This is a genomic window from Streptomyces turgidiscabies Car8, from assembly GCF_000331005.1.
In the GTDB taxonomy this organism is placed as follows: domain Bacteria; phylum Actinomycetota; class Actinomycetes; order Streptomycetales; family Streptomycetaceae; genus Streptomyces; species Streptomyces turgidiscabies.
In genome coordinates, this window is the sequence record NZ_AEJB01000346.1 from 1 (window position 1) to 19,672 (window position 19,672).

Genomic DNA, 19,672 nt, shown 5'->3' on the forward strand with positions numbered 1-19,672 from the left:
GTTCTTCATCTCGTCGAAGTCGTCCAGGTAGCAGGACACGCGGTCGCCCACCTGGTAGTTGTCGTCGTCGTCGATGTAGAGGACATCGATGAGGCCGTCCCGTGACAGGCCCAGGTCCACGATGACTCCCCAGGGGAAGACAGCTGTGGCCTCTCCCTCGACGATGCTCCCCATGAGGCGCATCTCGGCCTCGGGTACCTCAGGGTCGGTCATAGCTAGTCCATCACTCTCAGCGGATATGAGTTGAGGAGACCGAACATCTCCTTGGGGATTCCCACCTCGGCGCGTGGAACTCCGTTGTGCCTACCAACGAACTTCTCAAAATACTGGTCGAAGTCAGCCCTGGGGATCTTGATCTCCACGACTTTCCCATCGTAGATACCACGCCCAGCGTAGTCCTCCGCGATGTCCAGCCCCTTGTCGCCCAGGCCGAAGTAGGCGGCGCCGTCCGGGTTCTGGTTCTTGCTGCCCGGGTAGTCCTCGGGCTTGAAGCCCTCCTCCTCGATCTTCTTGGTCTTTCCCTTGTACGGAGCCTTGTAGATGTAGACGTTGTCCGGATCGCCGTCCTTCTTCGGCCTCGCGGGCTTGTCGGCGTCCGCCTTCTCGCTCTTCTTCGGGCCGTCTGCCTTCTTGGCCTGCGGAGCCGGCTTGGGCTTGGCCGGCGGGGCCGGCTTCGGCGGAGGCTTGGGCTTGGGGGTGGACGGCGGCGTCACGTTCTCGGCGTTCTTGACGGCGTCCTTCGTCTTGTCGGCCGCCTTGACGGTGTCCGTCGCCGCGTCGATCGCGTCGACCGCCTTGTCGACGTACCGCGCGCCCTTCGCCGCGCTCGCGCCGTAGCCCGCGATCGGAATGGCCGAGGCATAGGACAGGCCCGCGTCGATGTAGTTGCCCTCGGCCGTGTACCAGGCGCCGTTGAGCAGGTCCGCCGGCTCACCGAAAGCGGGCACCAGGCCGATGACATCGAGGGCGCCGTGGCCGAACGGGCTCAGCCAGGACTCGCCCCAGTACAGGCCCGTCGGATCCGGGAAGGCCAACGGGTTGTTGCGGCCGTATGCGTAGGCGTTGAGGTGCTGCGGGTCCGCGAGGTTGAGCATCGGGTCCACGGACACGAAGCGGCCGGCGGCCGGGTCGTACGCGCGTGCGCCGAGCTGGATCAGGCCGGTGGTCGCATCGGCCGTACCGCCCACGAACGACTTGTCGCCGGGCCACGCACCCGCCGTCGGCCTGGCTCCGCGTACCTCGCCGAAGGGGAGGGTGCGGCGCTGGACGATCGCCGAGTCGGACGCCTTGACGGCAATCTCGGCGGTGCCGTTCTGGCCGCCGACCAGCCAGGTCACGCCGGCCGGCGTCCGTACGGCGATCTTCTTGCCGCCGTGCGAGTAGTAGCGCGTGCCCGACACGGAGTTCTTCGCCGTGTCGAGGCGGATCTCCTGGCTGCCCAGGTACAGCGTGACGGCGCCCTTCTCCTTGCGGAGCAGGCGGCTTCCGTCCGGGCCGTACACGAACGAGGTCTTGTTCGCCTCGTCCAGTGCGTCGCCGGACAGGTACGGGGTGACCGCGCTCAGGCGGCCTTCCTCGTCCCAGTCCAGCTTCTGGTCGACCGCCGGGGAGAGGTCCGTCGCCGCCTTCGTACGGCGGATGGTGTTCCCCGCCTCGTCGTACGCGAAGGACTGGGCCGCCGTCACCTCCTTCGCCGACGAGCCCGGCGTTGCCGTGCGGGTCTCGGCCGACTTCAGGGCGTGTGCGTGCGTGCCGCCCTTGGCGTCCTGGGTCTTCGGCACGTACGTCGTCGTCTGCGTGATCGCCGCGTCGCCGGTCGTGCCGGTGGCGTGGCGGACCTCACCGGTGCGGTTGCCCGCCGCGTCGTACGCGTAGGAGTGCCGGTACGGCGCCGGACCGCCGACGGTCGCCTCACCGGCGCTCGGCGCGCAGGCGGTGGCTGTCTGGGTCCACGCCTCGGTCAGGCGGCGCAGGTAGTCGTACGTGAAGCACTGGACGTCCGCGGTCTTGCCCTCGGGGGCGTCCGCGACCTTGAGGATGTTGCCGGTGGCGTCGTAGCCGTAGGTGATGTCAGAGTCGGGGGTCTTGACGATCTCCCGGTCGATGCGGGCGCGCTCCAGGCGCCGGGTGCCCTCCTCGTAGGTGTTGGTGAGCCAGGTGTACTTGTCGGCGCTGGCGGTGCCCAGCGTGAGCTGGAGGAGTTCGCCGTAGTTGGAGTAGCGGGATTCGCGGGCGTAGTCGGTCGTGTCACCCAGGGTGAAGGACGGCAGACCGGTCGCCGTGTAGCCGGTGGTGACCGTCTCCGCCGGGAGACCGCCGGCCGCCGGGAGACCCACCTCGCCGATCGAGCCGTCCGGCTTGTACGACGCCGTCGAGGTGTAGGTACCGGCCAGCTTGCCCTCGGCGGCGGGGATCGTCACCGAGGTCTTGGTCGGGCGGCCCGCTACGTCGTACGCGTCGACCGACGAGGTGTAGCCCTTGTCACCGATCCACTTCGTGGCCGAGGCGAGACGCCCCTTGCCGTTGGGGACGGTGGCGCTGTCGTACTCCCAGGTCGTCAGCTTCTTGTCGCCGTTGTAGAGCGAGCGCTGACGGCCCAGCTTGTCGTAGCTGAAGGTGAGCGTGGTGTCACGCTGGTTACGGACCGTCTTCAGCTGGTCCAGGTCGTTGTACGTCATCCACGCTGTACCCGCGTCGGGGTCGATCGCCTGGGTCTGCCGGCCACGCACGTCGTACTGGTACGACCAGAGGTTGCCCGACTCGTCCTTGACCTCGCTGACCCGGCCCGCCACGTCGTAGTCGTACGACGTCGTGTCCGCCGCGCCCGTGGGTGACGACGCCCTGAACTCCAGGACCTTGGTCGTCTGTCCCTGGGCGTCGGTGTAGGTCGCCGTGGGCGTGGCGCCCTCCGGTGGATCGACGGTCGTGTGGTCTCCGTGGTACGCGGTCTTGGTGCGCCACTTCTCGGCGCCCGCGACGCGGAAGATCGAGTCGGTCGCCCGGCCCGCCGCGTCGTAGACCGTCTCCGTCTCCCGAGGGGTCCCCTCGGAGGCGTCGGCCACGTTCACGAACGTCGTGCCTACGGCCGCCGTGTTGTAGAACGGCCCGATCTCCTTCGTCGTCAGGCCGCGGGTGTCGTACTCGGTGGTCGTGATGACCCGTCCCGAGTTCGCCGCCGGTGTCTGGGTCTGACGCGGACGCAGCAGACCGTCGCTGATCTGGTGGCTGGTGGCCACCGAGCCGTTCGGCAGCAGCGACTTGGTGGTGGTGACGACGGGCGCGTTGTTGCGGACCAGGTAGCCGTATTCGAGACTCGCCGTGTCCGTCGCCTTGGCACGGCCCGGGAGCCAGACCTTCAGCAGGCGGCCGAGGGCGTCGTACTCCAGGTCGGTGCGTTGTTTGTTGGCGTCGACCGTGGAGGTGACCAGGCCCCAGCGGCGGTCGACGCTGGAGGCGGTGGTGTTACCGAGGGGGTCCTCGACCTTCATGCCCGTGACCGGGCCACCAGTGGTCGGCGTGTATATCGTCTTCGTCGCGTTGTTCGCCTGGTCGGCGGACTCCACGACACGGCCGTGCACGTCGTACAAGGCCGTCGACGTCGTCACGTACTGCGGGGTGCCGTCGTCCGCGTAGCCCTTGACCTTCTCACTGCGGACCACGTCACCCTTGGTGGGCGTGGTGCCGTAGGTGTCACGGTTGTCGTACCAGGTACGGACGTCGGAGATCGCCTCGCCCTTGTAGGAGGGGGCGCCGTCGTCGCAGTTGACCGGCACGACCGTGACGCGCTTCAGCAGGGTCAGCAGGTTCGCGTCCGTGTTGCGGTTGTACTCGTTCGTCGTGCAGGTGTCGTCGTCCGGGACGGCCAGGTCGCCGGAGTCGGAGGAGCGGACGAGCATGCCGTACGCGTCGTAGAAGTGCTCGATGGAGGCACGGCGGACCTTGCCGTCATCGAGGGCGGTGCGGGTCTTCGTCGACTTGACGGCGGCGAAGGACGCCTCGTCCTTGCCCTCGGTCGCCGTGGGCTCGGACTTCCAGGGGGTGCTGACCGAACCGGTGACCTCCGCGCTGCCGTTGAAGCTGCGCTGTTCCACGCCGAAGCCCTGGTGGCGGGCGTCGTCACGGATCTTCGTGCCGTCGGAGGCGGTGACCGTGACGGACTTGGTGCCGCCGGACTCCTTCTCCCGGTCGCCGTCCATACCCTGGAGGTAGGTGCTCTCGGTACGGAGCTGCTTACTACCGGCCTCACCGGTCCTCATGGTGACCGTACGGAAGCCGCGCCACTGGTTCCAGGTCTTCTTCTTGGTCTTGACGAGCTCGCTGTCGTCGAAGGCCCAGGCGGCGCCGGAGTAGTCGTAGGAGGTGACCTTGTTGGGGCCGGTGACGGTGACCTCGTCCTCGACGACCGTGTCGACGACGAACTTGTGGAACCAGTCCTCCTTCTCCCCGACCGTGCCCTCCTTCGACCAGAAGGACGGCATGCAGCGCTTGGTGTTGGTCTCGGGGGTGGGGAGAGTGGAGGGGGTGCACTCGGTCGGCTTGTAGTTGACCGAGATGGTGCCGCCGGTCTCCGACTGGATGGCCCGGATGCGCCACTTATACATGGGCAGGCGGTCGTCGGAGCCGGTGTCGACCCGGTTGGCGTCCTGGCGCTCGTAGAAGGTGACCTTCGGGAGCTTGTTCGCGCCGTCCTTGCCGGAGTGGGTGACCGACTCCAGCCACATGGCCGGGGCGTGCGTGGTGTCGGCGCTCTGGTACTTGTGCGCCAGGTCCCACTCGTCGACGTCCCCGTACGTCTTGCCGTCGGCCCCCAGGACCTGCGTGGTGACCTTCGCCAGCCGCTTGCGGGAGAAGAAGGTCGGGGACCACTGGTCCTTGCACTCGGTGTCGGAGGTGCAGATCTGCTCGAACGGTACGTCCGGCCAGCGTGTGGCGGTGGACTCCTTCAGATCGGCCGGCTCGCAGTCGGCGGCGGCACCCGTGCAGCGCTCAGCGACGTCGAAGACGACCTGCGAGGGCGCGGCGGTCGTGTTCTCCTTGCCCTGCTGCTCGCCGTACTCGATCCGCTTGAGCCAGCCGCCGCGGTCGTAGGAGACGACCTTGTCACCGCGCACGCTGTCGTACTTGTTGGTCTCGGTGCCGTAGTAGTACGTCATCGAGTTGCCGTGCACGTCGACGACGTAGTCGAGGTTCCAGCGCCAGGCCTGCTGGCAGCGGGAGTCCTTGAAGGTGTCGGCGTGGCAGGGCTCGTCCTTGTCGTCGCCGAAGACCGGGACTTCGAGGGTGGCGCCGGTGTTCTCGGTGTCGGCGGCCTCGGACTCCCGCTTGCCCTTGCCGAAGTGGTAGCGGGTGCCGTCGGTGGTGGTGACGACCCAGTACTCGTCGTTGTCGTCGGAATTGAACCCGTTGTACCTACGCTCGATGACGGTGCCGTCGTCCTGCTTCAGCCGCCACTCGTCCTTGCCCTTCTTGACCAGCTCACCGGCCCGGCCACCGAAGTTCATGGTGGCGTTGTCGGAGTGCCAGCACAGGTCGTACTTCTGCGACCCGGCCTCGTCGTGGCCGTCCTCCGTGCAGGCCCGGTAGGAGCGCTCGATGTAGCCGACGCTGAGGTCGAAGCCCTCGCCGATCCAGGAGGTCTGGTTGTTGCTGGAGGCCGTACGGCCGTCCGTGGACGCGGAGTTGTAGCCGAGGCCCAGTTGCGGGGAGGGCCCGGCGACGGCGGGCGGGACCCGCAGCGGGTACTGCCAGGTGAAGCCGCCGGTCTGCCCGGCGACCTGCCAGGACGCGGACGGCGCCAGCGAGGTCGCCGTGTACGAGCCCGAACCGCCCGCTGGGCCCGCCGCCGCCGCGACCAGCGGGGCCTTGGCGGCCGACAGCGCGGCCACGTCGGCGGTGAGCTTCTGCCCGCGGACGTCGTTGTCGGTCTTCAGCGGGGTGACGGTCTGGCACTTGGCCGCCGTGGGCGTGGTCAGCGCGCAGGCGGGCAGTTCGACCAGACGCAGCCGCTGGGCCCAGTCGCCGCCATAGGCCTGGGCGAAGGCCGCGTAGTCGACCTCGACGGAGACCTTGCCGTTCGTGGCCGACGTCCGGTTGTCGGCACGGGTGACCTTGAGCAGAAGGCCGTCGATGCCGGCCTTCTGCGCGGCGGTGTGGCTGAGGACGTCGACCTTGGCGCGGGTGGGCAGGACCGCCCCGGCCGCGCCCGCGGCCCGGGCCGACTTGCCAAGGCCCTTGGGCGGGCCGACCCGGACCGGGAGCGAACCCGCCTTGGTGCTCGACAGTGCGCTGCGCTTGTTGAAGCCCGCGAGGTCGACAGTGGCGCTGCCCGCCTTCGGCCAGGCCGCCTTCGGGCGGAACGTCCCGCCGTACCCCTTGGTGTGCTTGAGCGGGGTGGTCTGGCCGTCCTGCTCCACCACCGGGGTCGAGGCGATGTCCTGGGTTTTGGGGCGCCGCTTCTCACGAGCGTCGTCGGGATCGTCGCCGAGGGCCGGGGTGCCCTGGAGCAGGGTGATGGTCAGAGTGGATGTGATGGTTACGGCGAGACCTCTCGCCCAGGTATGTGCAGTACGTCTGCGTGATGCGCGCACGCGCGCTCCCCCTCCCGTGTGGATGTGCAAAGTGCCCGGGTGCCCGAGGAGTTCGGGCACCCGGGAGGGCGGCTCTGGTCAGAAGCCGCCGGTGGTTCTCAGCTGTTGGCGAGCCGGAAGATCTCGGTGCCCGACAGCAGGCCGGGGACGAGGCGTACGTCGTCTATGTCACCGGCGAAGGGATCGGACCAGTCGGCGCCGTACTGGGCGCGGCCGATGTTGAGCCCCTTGGTGGCATTCCAGACGTCGGTGACGGTGGCACTGCCCTGCTCCTCGCCATCGACGTAGAGCGTGAACCTCCGCGCCACCGGGTCGTACGTACCGGCGAGGTGGACCCACTTGTTCACGGCCGCGGGACGCTCGCTCGCCGCCATGGCGCGTACGAGGTCGGAGTCCGCCGTGTCGCTGATGTGCCGGCCGAAGATCCAGCGCTTGTAGGCGGTGGAGTAGTAGAGGTTGAATCCGTTGCCCTGACTGCCCGCCTGGCTGATCACCGAGATGTTCTTGGCCAGCGATGTGGGCCGTACCCACGCCGAGACGGTGAACGCCTGCCCGGTGTGGACCGGTGACACGGCGGTGGCGTGGTCGGTGGTGCCGTTGAAGCGCAGGGCCTTGTCGGCCGGGTCGCTCGCGGCGTTGTTGCCGGCGACCCAGTCGGCGCCCTTGACCGCCAGGTCCCGGTCGTGGCCGGATCCGTCGGGGGCGGTGCTGCCGGATGCCTGGTCGAGGCCGTAGACGGCGGCGGCGCAGGTATCGGCGAGGGCGTCGGCGCAGGCGCGGCCGGCGGTGAAGAAGTACTTCTCCAGGGGGCCGCGATTGCCGGCGCGGTCGACGCTGCGGACGTAGAGCACGTTCGGGCCGAAGGTGCTCGGCGCGACCTCGATGGTGGCGTTGCCGCCGAGGGCGGCCGGGTCGGCCTTGCGGGTGGGGGTGTCGTTGCCGAGGTCCCACTCGTAGAACTCGACGTCGTTCTTGAACACCGAGTCGGAGTTGCCGTTCGCGGAGAGGGTGAAGTGCCGCTTGGTGCCCGCCGGCAGGTCGGCCTCGGCCGCGACCGGCTCGACCCGCGGCTCGGCGTCGGGCCGCTCCACGTCGACGACGAACTCGCACCAGTCTGACCACGGGGAGTACCCGGAGGCCTTCAGTTTGCCGGTGGAGCCGTCATAGGTCTGTGCGCGCCAGCGGTAGCCGCCACCGTGCTTGAGTTCCCTGACGGGGATCTCCCGTTCGAACTTGCCCTCGTTCTGCGGCCCGTCCTTGCCTTCGTAGACAAGGGGACGGCTCGTGTCCTGGTCCCACACCTGGAAGGTCGCGGTGAGGTTCTGGCCGGTGCCGTCGGTGTGCGAGTCGACGTCCGTGCCGGTGACGGACATCGCTGGGGTCGCGTCCCGGATCCAGGGCCGCTTGGTGTTGTCGGTGGTGCAGGTCTTCTCGTCCGGGTTGGTCAACCGCTCACCGGTGGGCTTGTCCGGGCGGGTGTTGTAGGTGACGACGAGCTTGGCGTTGTCACCTTGGAACCGCTTCCAGGAGTTGGGGTCGTCCTCGTCGGCGGCACGCAGCGAGAACGCGATCGGGTCCTCGCCGGCGGCCTTTTTACTGACGGACGAGGTGAGGTTCTCGTTGCTCTCGTCGGCGTTGTCGGCGAAGTCGACCCAGCTGGGCGGCGCGTCAGGGCTACAACTGTCGCCCCGGCCGTAGGCAACGGTCCTGTCGACCATCAGGTCGCCGTCCTTGGGCCTGTTGTTCCAGTTGGTGGCGGAGTCGACACCGCCCTCGGCGACCATGTGCAGGTTGACGGTGCTCTTGGTACAGGAAAAGGAGAAGGTCTCGTAGACCTCGAAGACCGCCTTGGAGATGGTGCGGTTCTTCCAGCCCTTCGTGGCGAACTGGAAGTACATGCGGTTCGTGTACGGCGAGCCGCTGCACACGTAGTAAATGCCGCCGATGGTCTTGGCCGAACAGCGGCCGACACCCTCTTCGTCCTTGAACTTGTGGAACTCCGTGCTCGGATGCGAGCTCGACACGTACAGCCACTCGCTCTTCGACATCCCGGCCTCGGGATCGATGTAGACCGGGAAGTCGGTGTCGGCGGCGGTGAGCAGGGCGCGGTCGGGCTCGACGGTGACGGCCGTCGCGGAGACGTCGAGGGTCATGTCAACGACCTTCGCGCCCGCGTCGGGAGCCGCCTGGGCTGGGGTGTCCGTGCCCGAGGCGGGGACGGCGTCGGCGGGGAGCCCGGCGTTCGCGGAGTCCCACATCTTGGGTGCCTGACCGCCGAAGACCCGCTCGCCCGAGGCGTCCACCGCCTGGAGACCGCCGGTCGGGCCGGTGCCGAGATCGAGGCCCTCCGACCGTACGGGCAGCCGCAGCTCGGCCAGTTCTTCGCTGCGGGCCGCTTCCGGTGTCTTCACCTCCAGGACGTACGAGTAGCCGGTGACCGAAGCGCTGGCCAGCAGATCCACGCCGGGCAGCACCTCGCGGTACTCGGCGGTGTCCCCGTTCAGGACCGGCTCGGGCAGCGGTGTGGGCCAGCTCAGCGTGAAGGATTTTCCCTCCTCGCCGAGCGTGACGAAGTCGGACGAGCCGCCCGCCGCGAAGGCCAGGTCGACGACGGCGGCCTTCGGCCCGAACGTGCCGTCCGGCCGACGTTCGAGGGTCGCGTCGGCCTTCACCCAGCTGCCGTCGGAACGCTCCACCCGCTGCGGCTGGACGCTGGTCTCACTGGTCAACGAGCCGTCTGGGTTGGCGAAGACGAGTTCGTCCTCTGTGCGCTGCTGAATGATCTCCACCGGTTCGCCGGTCTCAGCTGCCAGTGCGAACGCAGCCGCCTCGCCCGAGGCCGGCGGTGCGCTGCCGGCCGCACCGGCCGGACTGGTGACGGCGGGCAACGAGCCCAGGACGACGGCGCCACCGAACAGCACGCCGAGCGTCCGGGCAGCACGAAGCCGCCGGAACCAAGGGTTGGTCATGCCCTTGTCTCCCCCCTCAGGCTCTCCCCAGAGCCCGCTATGAAATTGATGTGGCCATGTCTCATTGCAGTGGCGGGAGAAACGTATGGGACGCCCTTGACCAAATCAAGGGCATTTCTAGAGTGAGCCACCCCACAGGCCGCTTCCTGCCGGTCGATTCAGGTTCTCGGAGAACGGCAGAACCATGACCAGAGAAAGCACTACTGGCGCCATCCCGGGGGCACCACTGACCCCGAAGGCGGCAGTGAACGGCTCGTCGGCGAAGACCCAGGGATTCCTCGATGCATTTCGGAGACCAGGGGCGATGAGAGGGGCCCTGGTCCGCATGGACGGCGCTTTCCGCACACAGCTGCCTGTCACCCCAGGGCTTCGACGTAGTCGGCGGGCGTCCGTTTTGTGATCACGCGAGGCCGAGGAGTGCGACGGGTCGGCGGGCGTCGCGCGCGTTCCGGCGGAGGCCGGAGGCGATGTTCTTCACGCCGTTCATTCGCAGGGCGCCGACGGCAGGGTTGCGCCAGGTTGCCATGGCGCGGGGTGCGTTGCCGGTCCGCAGTTGGGAGGCGTCCTCGGCGAAGGTGGTGTCGCGGACGTGGTGCAGGACTTCGATCTTCCAGTGGTCACGGATGAGCTTCGCGAGCTGGGCGGGAGTGCCCTGCTCGGCGGTCGGGCTGGTGACCGCGTGAACGGTGGTGAGGGTGATCCTGCCGGTCTTGCGGTCGGTTCGTCGGCGCTTGATCTGCACGGCCTGGCGGGCGCCGGGGAAGCGCAGGTTGCCCGCGGTGGCGACCTTGATGCGACGGATCTCGGCGCGGCCGTGGCCTGTGCCGTGGGTGCGGCCTTGGAGCGGGATGTCCTTGCCGCCGAGGCAGCACCGGATCAGGGCACACGCCAAGTCCCTCCAGTACCTGCGGTGGCGCGTCCGCGATCCACCCGCCGACTGCCAGCAGCGAAGTCGCCCCGGCCAGCACCGCGCACGCGGTCAGCGCGAGGACGACGGACAGGGCGTGCCGCACTCCGCGCGGATCGCGCGGGTCCGGCACCTGGGTCAGCCGCTCCAGCAAGCCGGGCACCTCGCCGGGGCCGACGTCGAGATGCTCTCGGAGCTGGTCAAGGGCGAGCGGGATCGCGGATGATGCGTCGGCAGGCACGGTCTTCCAGGCAGGTCACGAGGGCGTAGACACTCCATGATCGCGGGACCTTCCCGGCATCGTCCTCAGGTCACATCAACGCCGCAGCCCTGCCTGCCACCCAGGTCTGCCAGACATGACGGGTATTCGGCAGGTCAGGGCGGTCAAGGAGCCAGAGCACATACCCTGCATGGCACCGGGTCCACGGGCTGTCGGAATCGGCTGCCCGATCGAGCCTGCCGCGCAGGTCAGCGCTGTCGACAGCCCGGGCAACCCGCACGTACTCGCGGTCCTTGCAGCGATACGCACGGTGGACGACGATCTCGACCAGGTCGGTGAGCATCGCCTTGATCGCCTCCTCCTGGCGGGCACGGGCCACCTCCCGGATCAGGCTCTCCTTCGTACTCCACGCCTTCGCATGCTGCGTCCAGTCCTGCGGGAATCTCGCTTCCCACTCCAGGAAGAGCAACGCGTAGGGCAACCCCGGCCAAGTGGCCAGATCCTCGCTCGCAGGGCGATCCCACAGCCCGTCGGGCAGCGAACGTCGCTGCGCCTGCTGATACCTCCGACGCGCCTTGAGAAAGGCCGGCTCCCGGTACTGCTCGTCCGCTCCCAGGGGCCGCGTCAGCCGCGACGTCTCGTTGAACCGACCGCGCGCGTCGTCGACCTGCCTCCGTGCCTCAGCCAGATGGGCAAGCGCTGCGGTCCTCGCAGCCGGATCATCCGCTATCAGTCCGAACGCCCAGCTCAGTCGCTCATCCCATAGACAAGCGTCGTCCGCACCAGTACCTGCCTCTTCAGCCACGCAGGAGATCATCCTCCAACACAGTCGGCTCGCTCCACCTGACGGTGCTGGCAGACGCAACAACTCCGAGGCGTACGTCCGTGGGCAGGGAACCGCCCGCTCACCCTCCTTCAGCTCACGTGATCACGAAACGGACGCCCGACGACTACGCCGACGCCCTGCCTGTCACCCAACCCCACCACAACAGGTCAGGGCCAGCGGCCGCCCGAACGGGGCCACAGACGGAGCGCGATTGTCGAGATGCAACAACCATCACTCTCACTGCGAACCACCAATTTCACGGTTAGCCGAGAGCCGGTTTGCACGCTCGGCCACCACACGGCCACCACGCCAATCCGAACAGCCCGAAGAGAGTGGCCACATGAGATAAAAGGCCAGCTCACAGCCCTGCAGAGCGAAACCGCCACCAACTGCGAACCTCAGGCCTACGCATTGCGATGCACAGACCACACGTGCCGGATTAGCCTGAATTCCAAGGCCAGCCAAAACAAGAAACCCCAGTTCAGAGGCGCAACCCGGGATTCACTATGGAGCCGCCTTCGGGATTCGAACCCGAGACCTACGCATTACGAGACCGTGAGCGTTCGTGTTGCCTGATGCCGCGCCATGCTGCCGAGTGACGTTCAGCCTGATCAGAGCACGTACAGCCGGTTGTCCCGTGCCGCCTCGTTCGAAGTCGTCCAAAGGCGTCCGGCCACCGGGCGGCCACCGCGAGTGCCACGGACACAAGCATTACCGCTTTCAAGTGCCAGCAACACAGGTTGTGGCAACCCTATAACAACGGCTAACACAATGAGTTGAGTTGTCGGTTGGTGATGAGGCAGCAGGCGAGTTTGAGGAACGCTTCGTGGATGTCGGCTCTGCGTTCCCAGCGGATGCGCAGGCGTCGGAAGCCGTGCAGCCAGGCGAAGGTGCGCTCGACCACCCACTGGTAGGTGCCCAGTCCGGTGCCGTGCCGGGTGCCGCGGCGGGCGATGGCCGGCACGACGCCGCGGTCGCGGACCTGGTCGCGGTAGATGTCATGGTCGTAGCCGCGGTCCGCGAACAGCGAGTCGGGCCTGCGGCGGGGGCGGCCGACCCGCCCCCGGACCGGCGGGATCGCGTCGAGCAGGGGCAGCAACTGGGTGACGTCGTTGCGGTTGCCGCCGGTCAGCAGGACCGCGAGCGGAGTGCCGTGCCCGTCGGTGATCAGATGATGCTTCGAGCCGGCCCGGCCCCGGTCGACCGGTGACGGGCCCGTGTGGTGCCCCCTTTTAGGGCCCTGACGTGGGAGGAATCGACCACGCAGCGGGACCAGTCCAGCCGCAGGGCCGCATTCAGCTCAGCGAGCAGGACCTCGTGGAGCTGCTGCCAGACCTCGGCCTCGTTCCAGTCCCTCAGACGCCGCCAGCAGGTCATGCCCGAGCCGAAGCCCAACTGCTGCGGCAGGTACTCCCACTGGATCCCGGTGTGCAGCACGTACAAGATCCCGCACAGTACCTCCCGGTCCGGCAACGGCTTGCGGCCCGGATACCGAAAGCGTCTCTCGCGCTGCGGCAGCAACGGCTCCAGGCGGTCCCACAGCTCATCCGACACGATCCACGGCGACGTCCCCACACCGAACCGAACGCTCAACTCCCGCTCCGGACACGGCAGCCAGGACCGATCCACCTCTTTGTGTTAGCCGTTGTAAGTCGCGGAGGACTCGCGCTGTGGCGCTCGGCCTACGAAACTTGCCAGGAGCGGCGTCAGCGGCAGTTCACCGAACATCGACGTAGTCGGTGACCCGGGCGCTCTTCAGGAAGCGGCCTCCGGTCTGGCGGTCGAAGGCGACAGCCCAGGTGCCGTCCTGTTTGGCGGTCGCCATGCCGACGAGGCGACCGTGTTTGTCGGTGCCGAGGTCCGCTATGAAGTGGAACGTGGTGGAGCCGCGGGGCCGGAAGTAAAGGGCGGGGGATTCACCGCTGAGCGCCTTCCACATGGTGCCGTTCTTGTACTGGAGCGTGCCGGTGAATCGGATCGGCTGATTCTTGCGGACCGGGTCGGGAGGGGCATGGAATCCGGTGATGCGGGTGGCGTAGCGATAGAGGTGGACGGGTTTGGTGGTGCTGGTCGCCAGGTCGGGATTTCCGTTGAAGCGGGCACGCCAGTAGGCGTTGGTGATCGGTGTGGTGAAGGTGCGGGCGAACGTCTCCGGGATCTGTGGCTTGTTGTGCCGGATCGTGACGGCGAGGGTGGCGGCGCTCTTCCAGCCGCTCTTTCCGTCCTTGGAGTACTCCAGGGTCACGGTTGGCTTGGCAGGCCAGGTCGCGCGTGCGTCCTCGTAGTAGACGGAGCCGTAGACCTTGAGAGACGAGTCGTCGTTGAGGGACGCGCTCATCTCGGTCCAGGTGGTGTGGGCAACGTGGAGGCTGAAGGGTTCGGTGGCGACCTGTTGGAACGGCATGGAGGCGGTACCAACCATGAGTTCGGCGGTCGGCGCGGCGTTGCCGGAGGCGACGTGCAGTGTGTAGGAGCCCTGTCCGTCGGTGGTGGCCTGGCCGGCTACGAAATCAGCCAGACCATCCGGGCCGAGGCCGAAGAGGCTGATGGTGGTGTGTGGCAGGGGTTGCCAGCCGGCGCTGGTCTGGATCTCGGCACGGCCGGTGACGGTGCCGGTGGTGCCCTGCTTCAGATCCAGGCCATGGGTGCTCGCCGAGAAGCGGACCGGTGCCTGCGTGGTGTGCAGGTTCTGCTTGGGTGGCAGGAGGTCGATCGCGCCCGGGTAGGCGCTGGAGGCCCCGGGCGCGGCGGACAGGTCGGTGGACGTCTGGGTGGGGACGAATGCAGCTGTGAAGCGACCATCAGCCGCTGTTGTCGCCGTCATCCGGCTGCGCCCGGTCTCGATGTCGACGGGTATGTCGGCGGCGGGGGTGGGGTCGTCGGGGTGGCGGGGGTCCTCGGCGAGAGCGGTGCCGCTGACGGAGACCTGTTGGTGAATGTAGTCCGGCACGCTGGGGGTGGCGGTCAGGTCGGGGATCGTGACGATGGTCCGGTATTGCAGCGTGTACGGGGAGAGGGCGCCGGTGACGGTGGCGCCGGAGGCGGCCTCAAGGTCGACGGTCACCCGGTAGTCGCCGAGATCGGCGAGGTGGACCGGTGCCCGCCAGGTGCCTGACGTCGCGTCCTGGCCGGAGTACTGGGAGAAGTCCTCGGTCGATCCGACTTCCGGTCCGCCTGTCGGCGCGTCCAGCGGATAGAAGTGGGCCGTGATGTGGGTGAGGGGACTTGCGGAGTGCGCCGTCACGAAGAGCATCCCTGGCTGGCTGTACCAGCCGTCCGCGCCGGACAGGACGGGGCTGCCGTCGCCGCCGTCCGCCTGGGCCGGGGAAAGGCCTGTGAACAGGGCGGTTGCCGCGGCTGCGGCCAGGAAGGTGCTGCGTCTCATGATGGTCTCTCAGGGAATCGGCCAGCTTTGGGCGCGAGCGCCTTGGGCAAGGTCGGGAACTGGGGTGACGTGCTCCGACAGGTCAGTCGAGTTCGGTGACCGTGAGGTTGTCGCCGGGGGCGGAGGCGTCGGCCGGGGGCAGGGCGGTGTCGTAGATGTGGATGTCGCTGATCCGGGCGTTGCCGTACTGGCCGTAGGAGCCTTGGGCGAGACTCCTTCCGATCTGGACGCTGCCGGTGGCGTTCCAAGGGAGCCCCGTGAAGGCCTTGGTTGCGGAAAGTCTGCCGTCGGCATAGAGGCTGAGGCGGCTGGTGTCGGCGTCGTAGACACCGACCAGGTGGGTCCAGTGGCCGAGGGATGCCTTGGCGCCGTAGGCGGCGGTGAAGGCAGAGGTGGTGGTGTCGTCGTCGTGGCGGCCGAAGGCCCAGACCTGGGCGCCGGAGGAGTAGTAGAGCTGGAAACCGTTGGCAGCACCGATAGCGGGGCCGTCGGACTGGGAGATGACGGTGGAGTTGGCGCTGAGGGAGTTGAGCTTCACCCAGGCGGAGACGGTGAAGCTTCCAGATGTGTCGACGGCAGGTCCACCGGTGTCGGCGTAGCCGCTGGTCCCGGAGAGGTTCAGCGTGGTGCCGCGGGTGGCGTCGGTGGACCAACTGCTTGCGCCGTGCAGCGTTGCCGGGAGATCGCCGGTCGGGTCGGCAGCGGTGGTGCCCGTGCCGTCGGAGAGGTTCCAACAGTGGGTGGCGGTGTTGGTGACGGTCCCGAGTGAGACAGGGGCTGAGGTGAACCTCGCGGTCGTGCCGTCGGGGGTGTCGCCGACGTGTTCGGTCAGCTGTCCGCTCGTGTCCACGGTGTACAGGTCGGGGTTGCCGTCCGGGTCGCCGGTGGCGCTGTTGACGTCGCCGGGTGAGGCGATGCTGGGGTAGCTGCGGGCGGGCAGCAGGGGTACGAGATTGGTCTGGGCGTTTCCGGCAGGGAGAGCGCCGGCGCTGCCTGCGTTCCAATTCTGTCCTGCGGACCCGCATGTCCACAGGATCTGCTGAGTGCCCGGTGTGGTGCTGGCGGAAGGATCGGCGAGGCAGAGGCCGGAGCTGGTGTTGACGAGCCGGCCGTTGGTGCCGGTCGACCACTTCTGAGGGGCGGATCCGTCGCAGGTGTCGATGACCGCCTGCGTGCCGGTGGACGTTCCGCCGTTTTCTGCCGAAAGACAGTGGCCGAGCACGCGTACGGTGCTGTCACTGCGCAGGGTGAATTCCTGTTCGGCGTGGCCGTTGCAGTTCCAGAGGATCATCGCGGTGTCGTCGGCGAGGCTGGCGGAAGGATCGGCGAGGCAGAGCGATCCACCGCCGACGGCCGTGAGCGATGAGGTCAGTGGGGTGCGCGTCGGAGGGTGCAGGAGCGGGGGCAGACAGGTGGCCGGGTCCACCTTGATCGAGTATGTGTAGAGCGTGCCGGAGTTGTTGTCGCGGGCCCACAGCGTCGGCGTTCCGCCGTTGACGGCGCACTTCTGGCTCGGATCGGCTGTGCCTGCGCCGCCGGTGGTTCCGGCTCCGATCAGTGTCATCCCCGACCAGTCGCCATCGCCGAGCAGGACCGGGTCCGTCAAGTGGCCGCCGCCGTCCGTCTGGTACATCCACAGGCGTTTGTTCTCGACGGTGATGACAGCGGGGTAGTTCTGTTTGTTGCCGTACACGTTGCCGGGAGTGAGGAGCTGGGCGATGTTCCAGCTCTGGGTGTTGTAGTCGGCGGTGCGGCAGCGTGTGCTGTCCGCGACGACATCGGAGGCTGCGCAGGCGTCCTTGGCGACGACGTCGAATCGCTTCCCGACGTATCCGGGATAGGTCGAGTAGTCGACGCGGGGGGTGGCGCTGTCGTCGGCGGGGTCGAGGTCGTTCTTGACTATGTAGAGCTGGCTGGTCTGCTTGTTGTAGGCGAACAGATCGTCGACGTCTGCGCCGTGGAGGTTTCCGCGGTGAGCGATCAGGTAGTCGTTCCAGGTGCCGGTGGGGGAATCAGCAGCGGTTGAGACGATCACCGGACGTGTGATGGCGGGAGCTGTACCACTGATCGGGCCGGTCTGCGCGGGTGCGGCCGGCTGGGCAGCATCGGTGTTGCCGGGGATCAGTTCGAGGTCGCCGGTACTGGTGGTGGCGAGCAGGTCCGGGGTGCCGTCGCCGGTGATGTCTCCGGGCTGGATCCTCGTGGTGGGGTTCCAGGGGGCGGCGAAGGTGTAGGCCACCGGAGCCTGGGAGATGTTGCCCGCCTTGTCCACGGCCGCGACGTACAGGGTGTGCACACCCCAGTTCCTGACAGGGATGGTGACGGTTGCGGTCGCCATGCCCTGGCTGTCCGTGCTCGTGATCGGTGCGGTGCTGCCGGTGGCGGTTGTGGGCTGGCTGTCCAACTGCCACAGGAAATGGTCGACGCCGCTCGCCAGGCAGGCGTTCGGACTGCAGGTGTCGGCCGGGATTCCGTCGCTCGCGGTGACCGTGAAGTCCGTGGTCTTACCCGGTCCCGCATAGTCCTGGGCTGAACCGCTGCCGACGGGCGGGAAGGTGGGGTTGGTAGCGATGTCGGGGGTGTCGGGCGGAGTGAAGTCGGTCTTGAACCAGCAGTCGGAGCTGGCGGCGGACACCAGATGGGCCGTCGAGTTGTCCATGGCGTAGACGTGCCAACCGTATTCGTGCCCGTCTTTGAGGGTGAAACCGATGGGGGTGTCGGCGTCCGTGCCGGAGGCGAGGTTGCCGCTGTCGTGGTTGGACATGGTGACGGCGTTGCCAGAGCTGTCCAGGACGGTGCGATCCCATACGTGGTAGTAGGCGTCCACCAGTTCACCGGAGACGTTGGCGACGACCTTGGAGTGAAGCTGGATGTTGCTGCCTGCCGTGCTGTAGGTGATGGCCCCGATCCAGCCGTCGCCGCTGGTGACGCAGTCGCCGCCGGCCCCTGCAGCCGACGGAATGGTGTGGCGGTTGGTGGGGACGTCGGGCGGGATGTCAAAGGTCGTGGTCAGTTTGAGGCTGCTGGACATCCGCAGGTAGTCCTCGTTGCCGCTGGAGGCCGTCTCATTGCCGTACAGGCCGATGAACCAGGTGGTGGTGCCCTTGTCTGCGATCTTCTGGGCCTGCGTGGGGACGGTGAAGCTGGCGGTGTGATTGCTGCAACCGCTGCCCGGGTTCGCTGCGCTGGGGATGGTGATGCCGACGGGCTTGAATTCGTCGTCTTGGACGCCGATGTGGCTGTTCCAGTCGGTGCTGGAGTTGATCGGCCCGATGGTGTGCAGCGTGATGGGCTGGTTGTGGGAGCAGTCCCAGCTCGCCGCATAGGTGGTGCTCACCGTGATGAGGGCTTCGGACACCACCATGGCGGGGTCGAGGCCACTGGTGTTGATGGCGTAGTAGGAACGCTCCACGCCGTTACCGCAACTGCCGCCCCATTGCTGGTATCCGACGCCCTGACCATTGGTCTGCGGCTTGTCGTACTGCGGGCTGTCGGAGCAGGTGGAGCTGGAGTAGACCTCGTCGTAGTGCCCGGAGGTACTGGTCACGGGGTTGGTGAACGGGTCGATGTACACCGGGTAGTTGGTGTCCGGGTCGCTGAGTACGGCGGTGTCCGGGGTCAGGGTGAGGCCGCCTGAGGTGGTTGCCATCGGCACCGTGTCGACGTTGGCGCCGATGCCGGGTCCGTCGGCGGAGGAGGCGGTGGGGTCGTCGTCGGCCGCGGTGATCGCCGCGCTGGCGGCAGCCTTGGAGAGCGTGGTGGGGGCGGTGCTGGAGTCCCACATCAGCGGGCGTGGGCTGGTGTAGGCGACCGCGCCGTCGGCGGTGAGGGCGTCCATTCCGCCGGACGGTGTGGCGGACAGGGTGAGACCGTCGGCGGTGGCCGCCTCGCTGAGTTTCTTCACTTCGGGATCGGCCGCCGCGGCGGCGTCGTGGAGGATCAGGACGTCACTGAAGCCGCCTTGGTCGGTGACCGATACCGACAGGTCCACACCGGGCAGCACCGACGAATACAGGGCGGTATCTCCGTCAAGGGTGGGGGCCGGTAGTGCGAACGGCATGGTCAGGGCCAGGCTGTGCCCGTCCGCGTGCGTCAGAGTGACCAACGGCCCGGTGCCGCCACCGGACAGGCTGACGCTGTTCGGAGTGGCTGCGGGGGAGATGGTGCCGTCCGGGTTCGCGGCGAGAGAGGCGTCGACCGGTGTCCAGGCACCGTCCTTGAGAACCCGCACCGGCATCAGATCGGTGACGGAGGTGAACGAGCCGTCGGGATTGGCGGTGACGGTGGAGGTCTGTGTGGTGAGGTCATCGATCGGCACGGCCTGTCCGCTGCTCGCGGCCTCGGTCTGCGCGACCAGCATCGGGCCGCCGGTGGACGGGCCAGCGGGGTCGAGAGCCGCGGCACGAACCGTCGGTATCGCGACCAGCAGGCTGACCGCAGTGGCGAACAGGGTCAGACGGCAGGTCAAGCCGCCGCGTCTGTCACGAACTGACGGGCTGGGCATCACAGAGCACTCCTACGGGCGCGGACATGGCAGGGCGAACACTGCGATCGATCCATGCCTGTTGGAGGTGTCCGGCGACCCGCACGTGCCTGGGTACCCGGACTGCCAGCGGCGATGATGTTCGCTTCGGTACAAAAACTACACAAGAAATACCAAGGTGAATCAGGCATTTGTCATGGAAATGGCAAAGGCTATTGAGCCATGTCTTGGCGCTAAATAGCCTCTCGTTTCGGTCACTCACACGTGTGATCTAGGGCGTGACGGCCAGTCAATG

The 19,672-nt window shown here is 67.6% G+C and carries 7 protein-coding genes and 2 pseudogenes; all 9 read right to left on the reverse strand.

Features of this window, described 5'->3' with window-relative positions:
- Positions 1-213 (reverse strand): S1 RNA-binding domain-containing protein (locus tag STRTUCAR8_RS23345; RefSeq protein WP_044472731.1); only part of this gene is annotated, 213 nt, incomplete at its 3' end.
- Between the two features lie 2 nt (positions 214-215).
- Positions 216-6,587 carry an RHS repeat-associated core domain-containing protein gene (locus STRTUCAR8_RS23350; RefSeq protein WP_006378419.1) on the reverse strand — a complete coding sequence of 2,124 codons (6,372 nt, stop codon included), beginning with the start codon at positions 6,585-6,587 and terminating at the stop codon, positions 216-218.
- 98 nt (positions 6,588-6,685) lie between these two features.
- Positions 6,686-9,556: a LamG-like jellyroll fold domain-containing protein gene (locus STRTUCAR8_RS23355; RefSeq protein ID WP_006378411.1), complete on the reverse strand. Its 2,871-nt coding sequence runs from the start codon at positions 9,554-9,556 to the stop codon at positions 6,686-6,688.
- Between the two features lie 580 nt (positions 9,557-10,136).
- A pseudogene (locus tag STRTUCAR8_RS55710) lies at positions 10,137-10,298 on the reverse strand (ISAs1 family transposase); the annotation flags it as partial.
- A gap of 208 nt (positions 10,299-10,506) precedes the next feature.
- A pseudogene (locus STRTUCAR8_RS55400) lies at positions 10,507-10,704 on the reverse strand (transposase family protein); the annotation flags it as partial.
- 70 nt (positions 10,705-10,774) lie between these two features.
- Entirely contained in the window at positions 10,775-11,488 is a 714-nt protein-coding gene (locus STRTUCAR8_RS23365) for a hypothetical protein (RefSeq protein WP_006378408.1), read from the reverse strand.
- Positions 11,489-12,272: 784 nt separating this feature from the next.
- Positions 12,273-13,084 (reverse strand): IS5 family transposase gene (locus tag STRTUCAR8_RS50005; protein WP_409080862.1). Its coding sequence is split into 2 segments (ribosomal slippage): positions 12,273-12,743 and positions 12,746-13,084, totalling 810 coding nucleotides; the frame shifts between segments, so codons are not numbered across the junction.
- A gap of 142 nt (positions 13,085-13,226) precedes the next feature.
- Entirely contained in the window at positions 13,227-14,894 is a 1,668-nt protein-coding gene (locus STRTUCAR8_RS23380) for a hypothetical protein (RefSeq protein ID WP_006378415.1), read from the reverse strand.
- An 82-nt stretch (positions 14,895-14,976) separates the two neighbouring features.
- Positions 14,977-19,362, reverse strand: a complete 4,386-nt coding sequence (locus STRTUCAR8_RS23385) for a LamG-like jellyroll fold domain-containing protein (protein WP_044472733.1) — start codon at positions 19,360-19,362, stop codon at positions 14,977-14,979.
- Positions 19,363-19,672 lie beyond the last annotated feature (310 nt).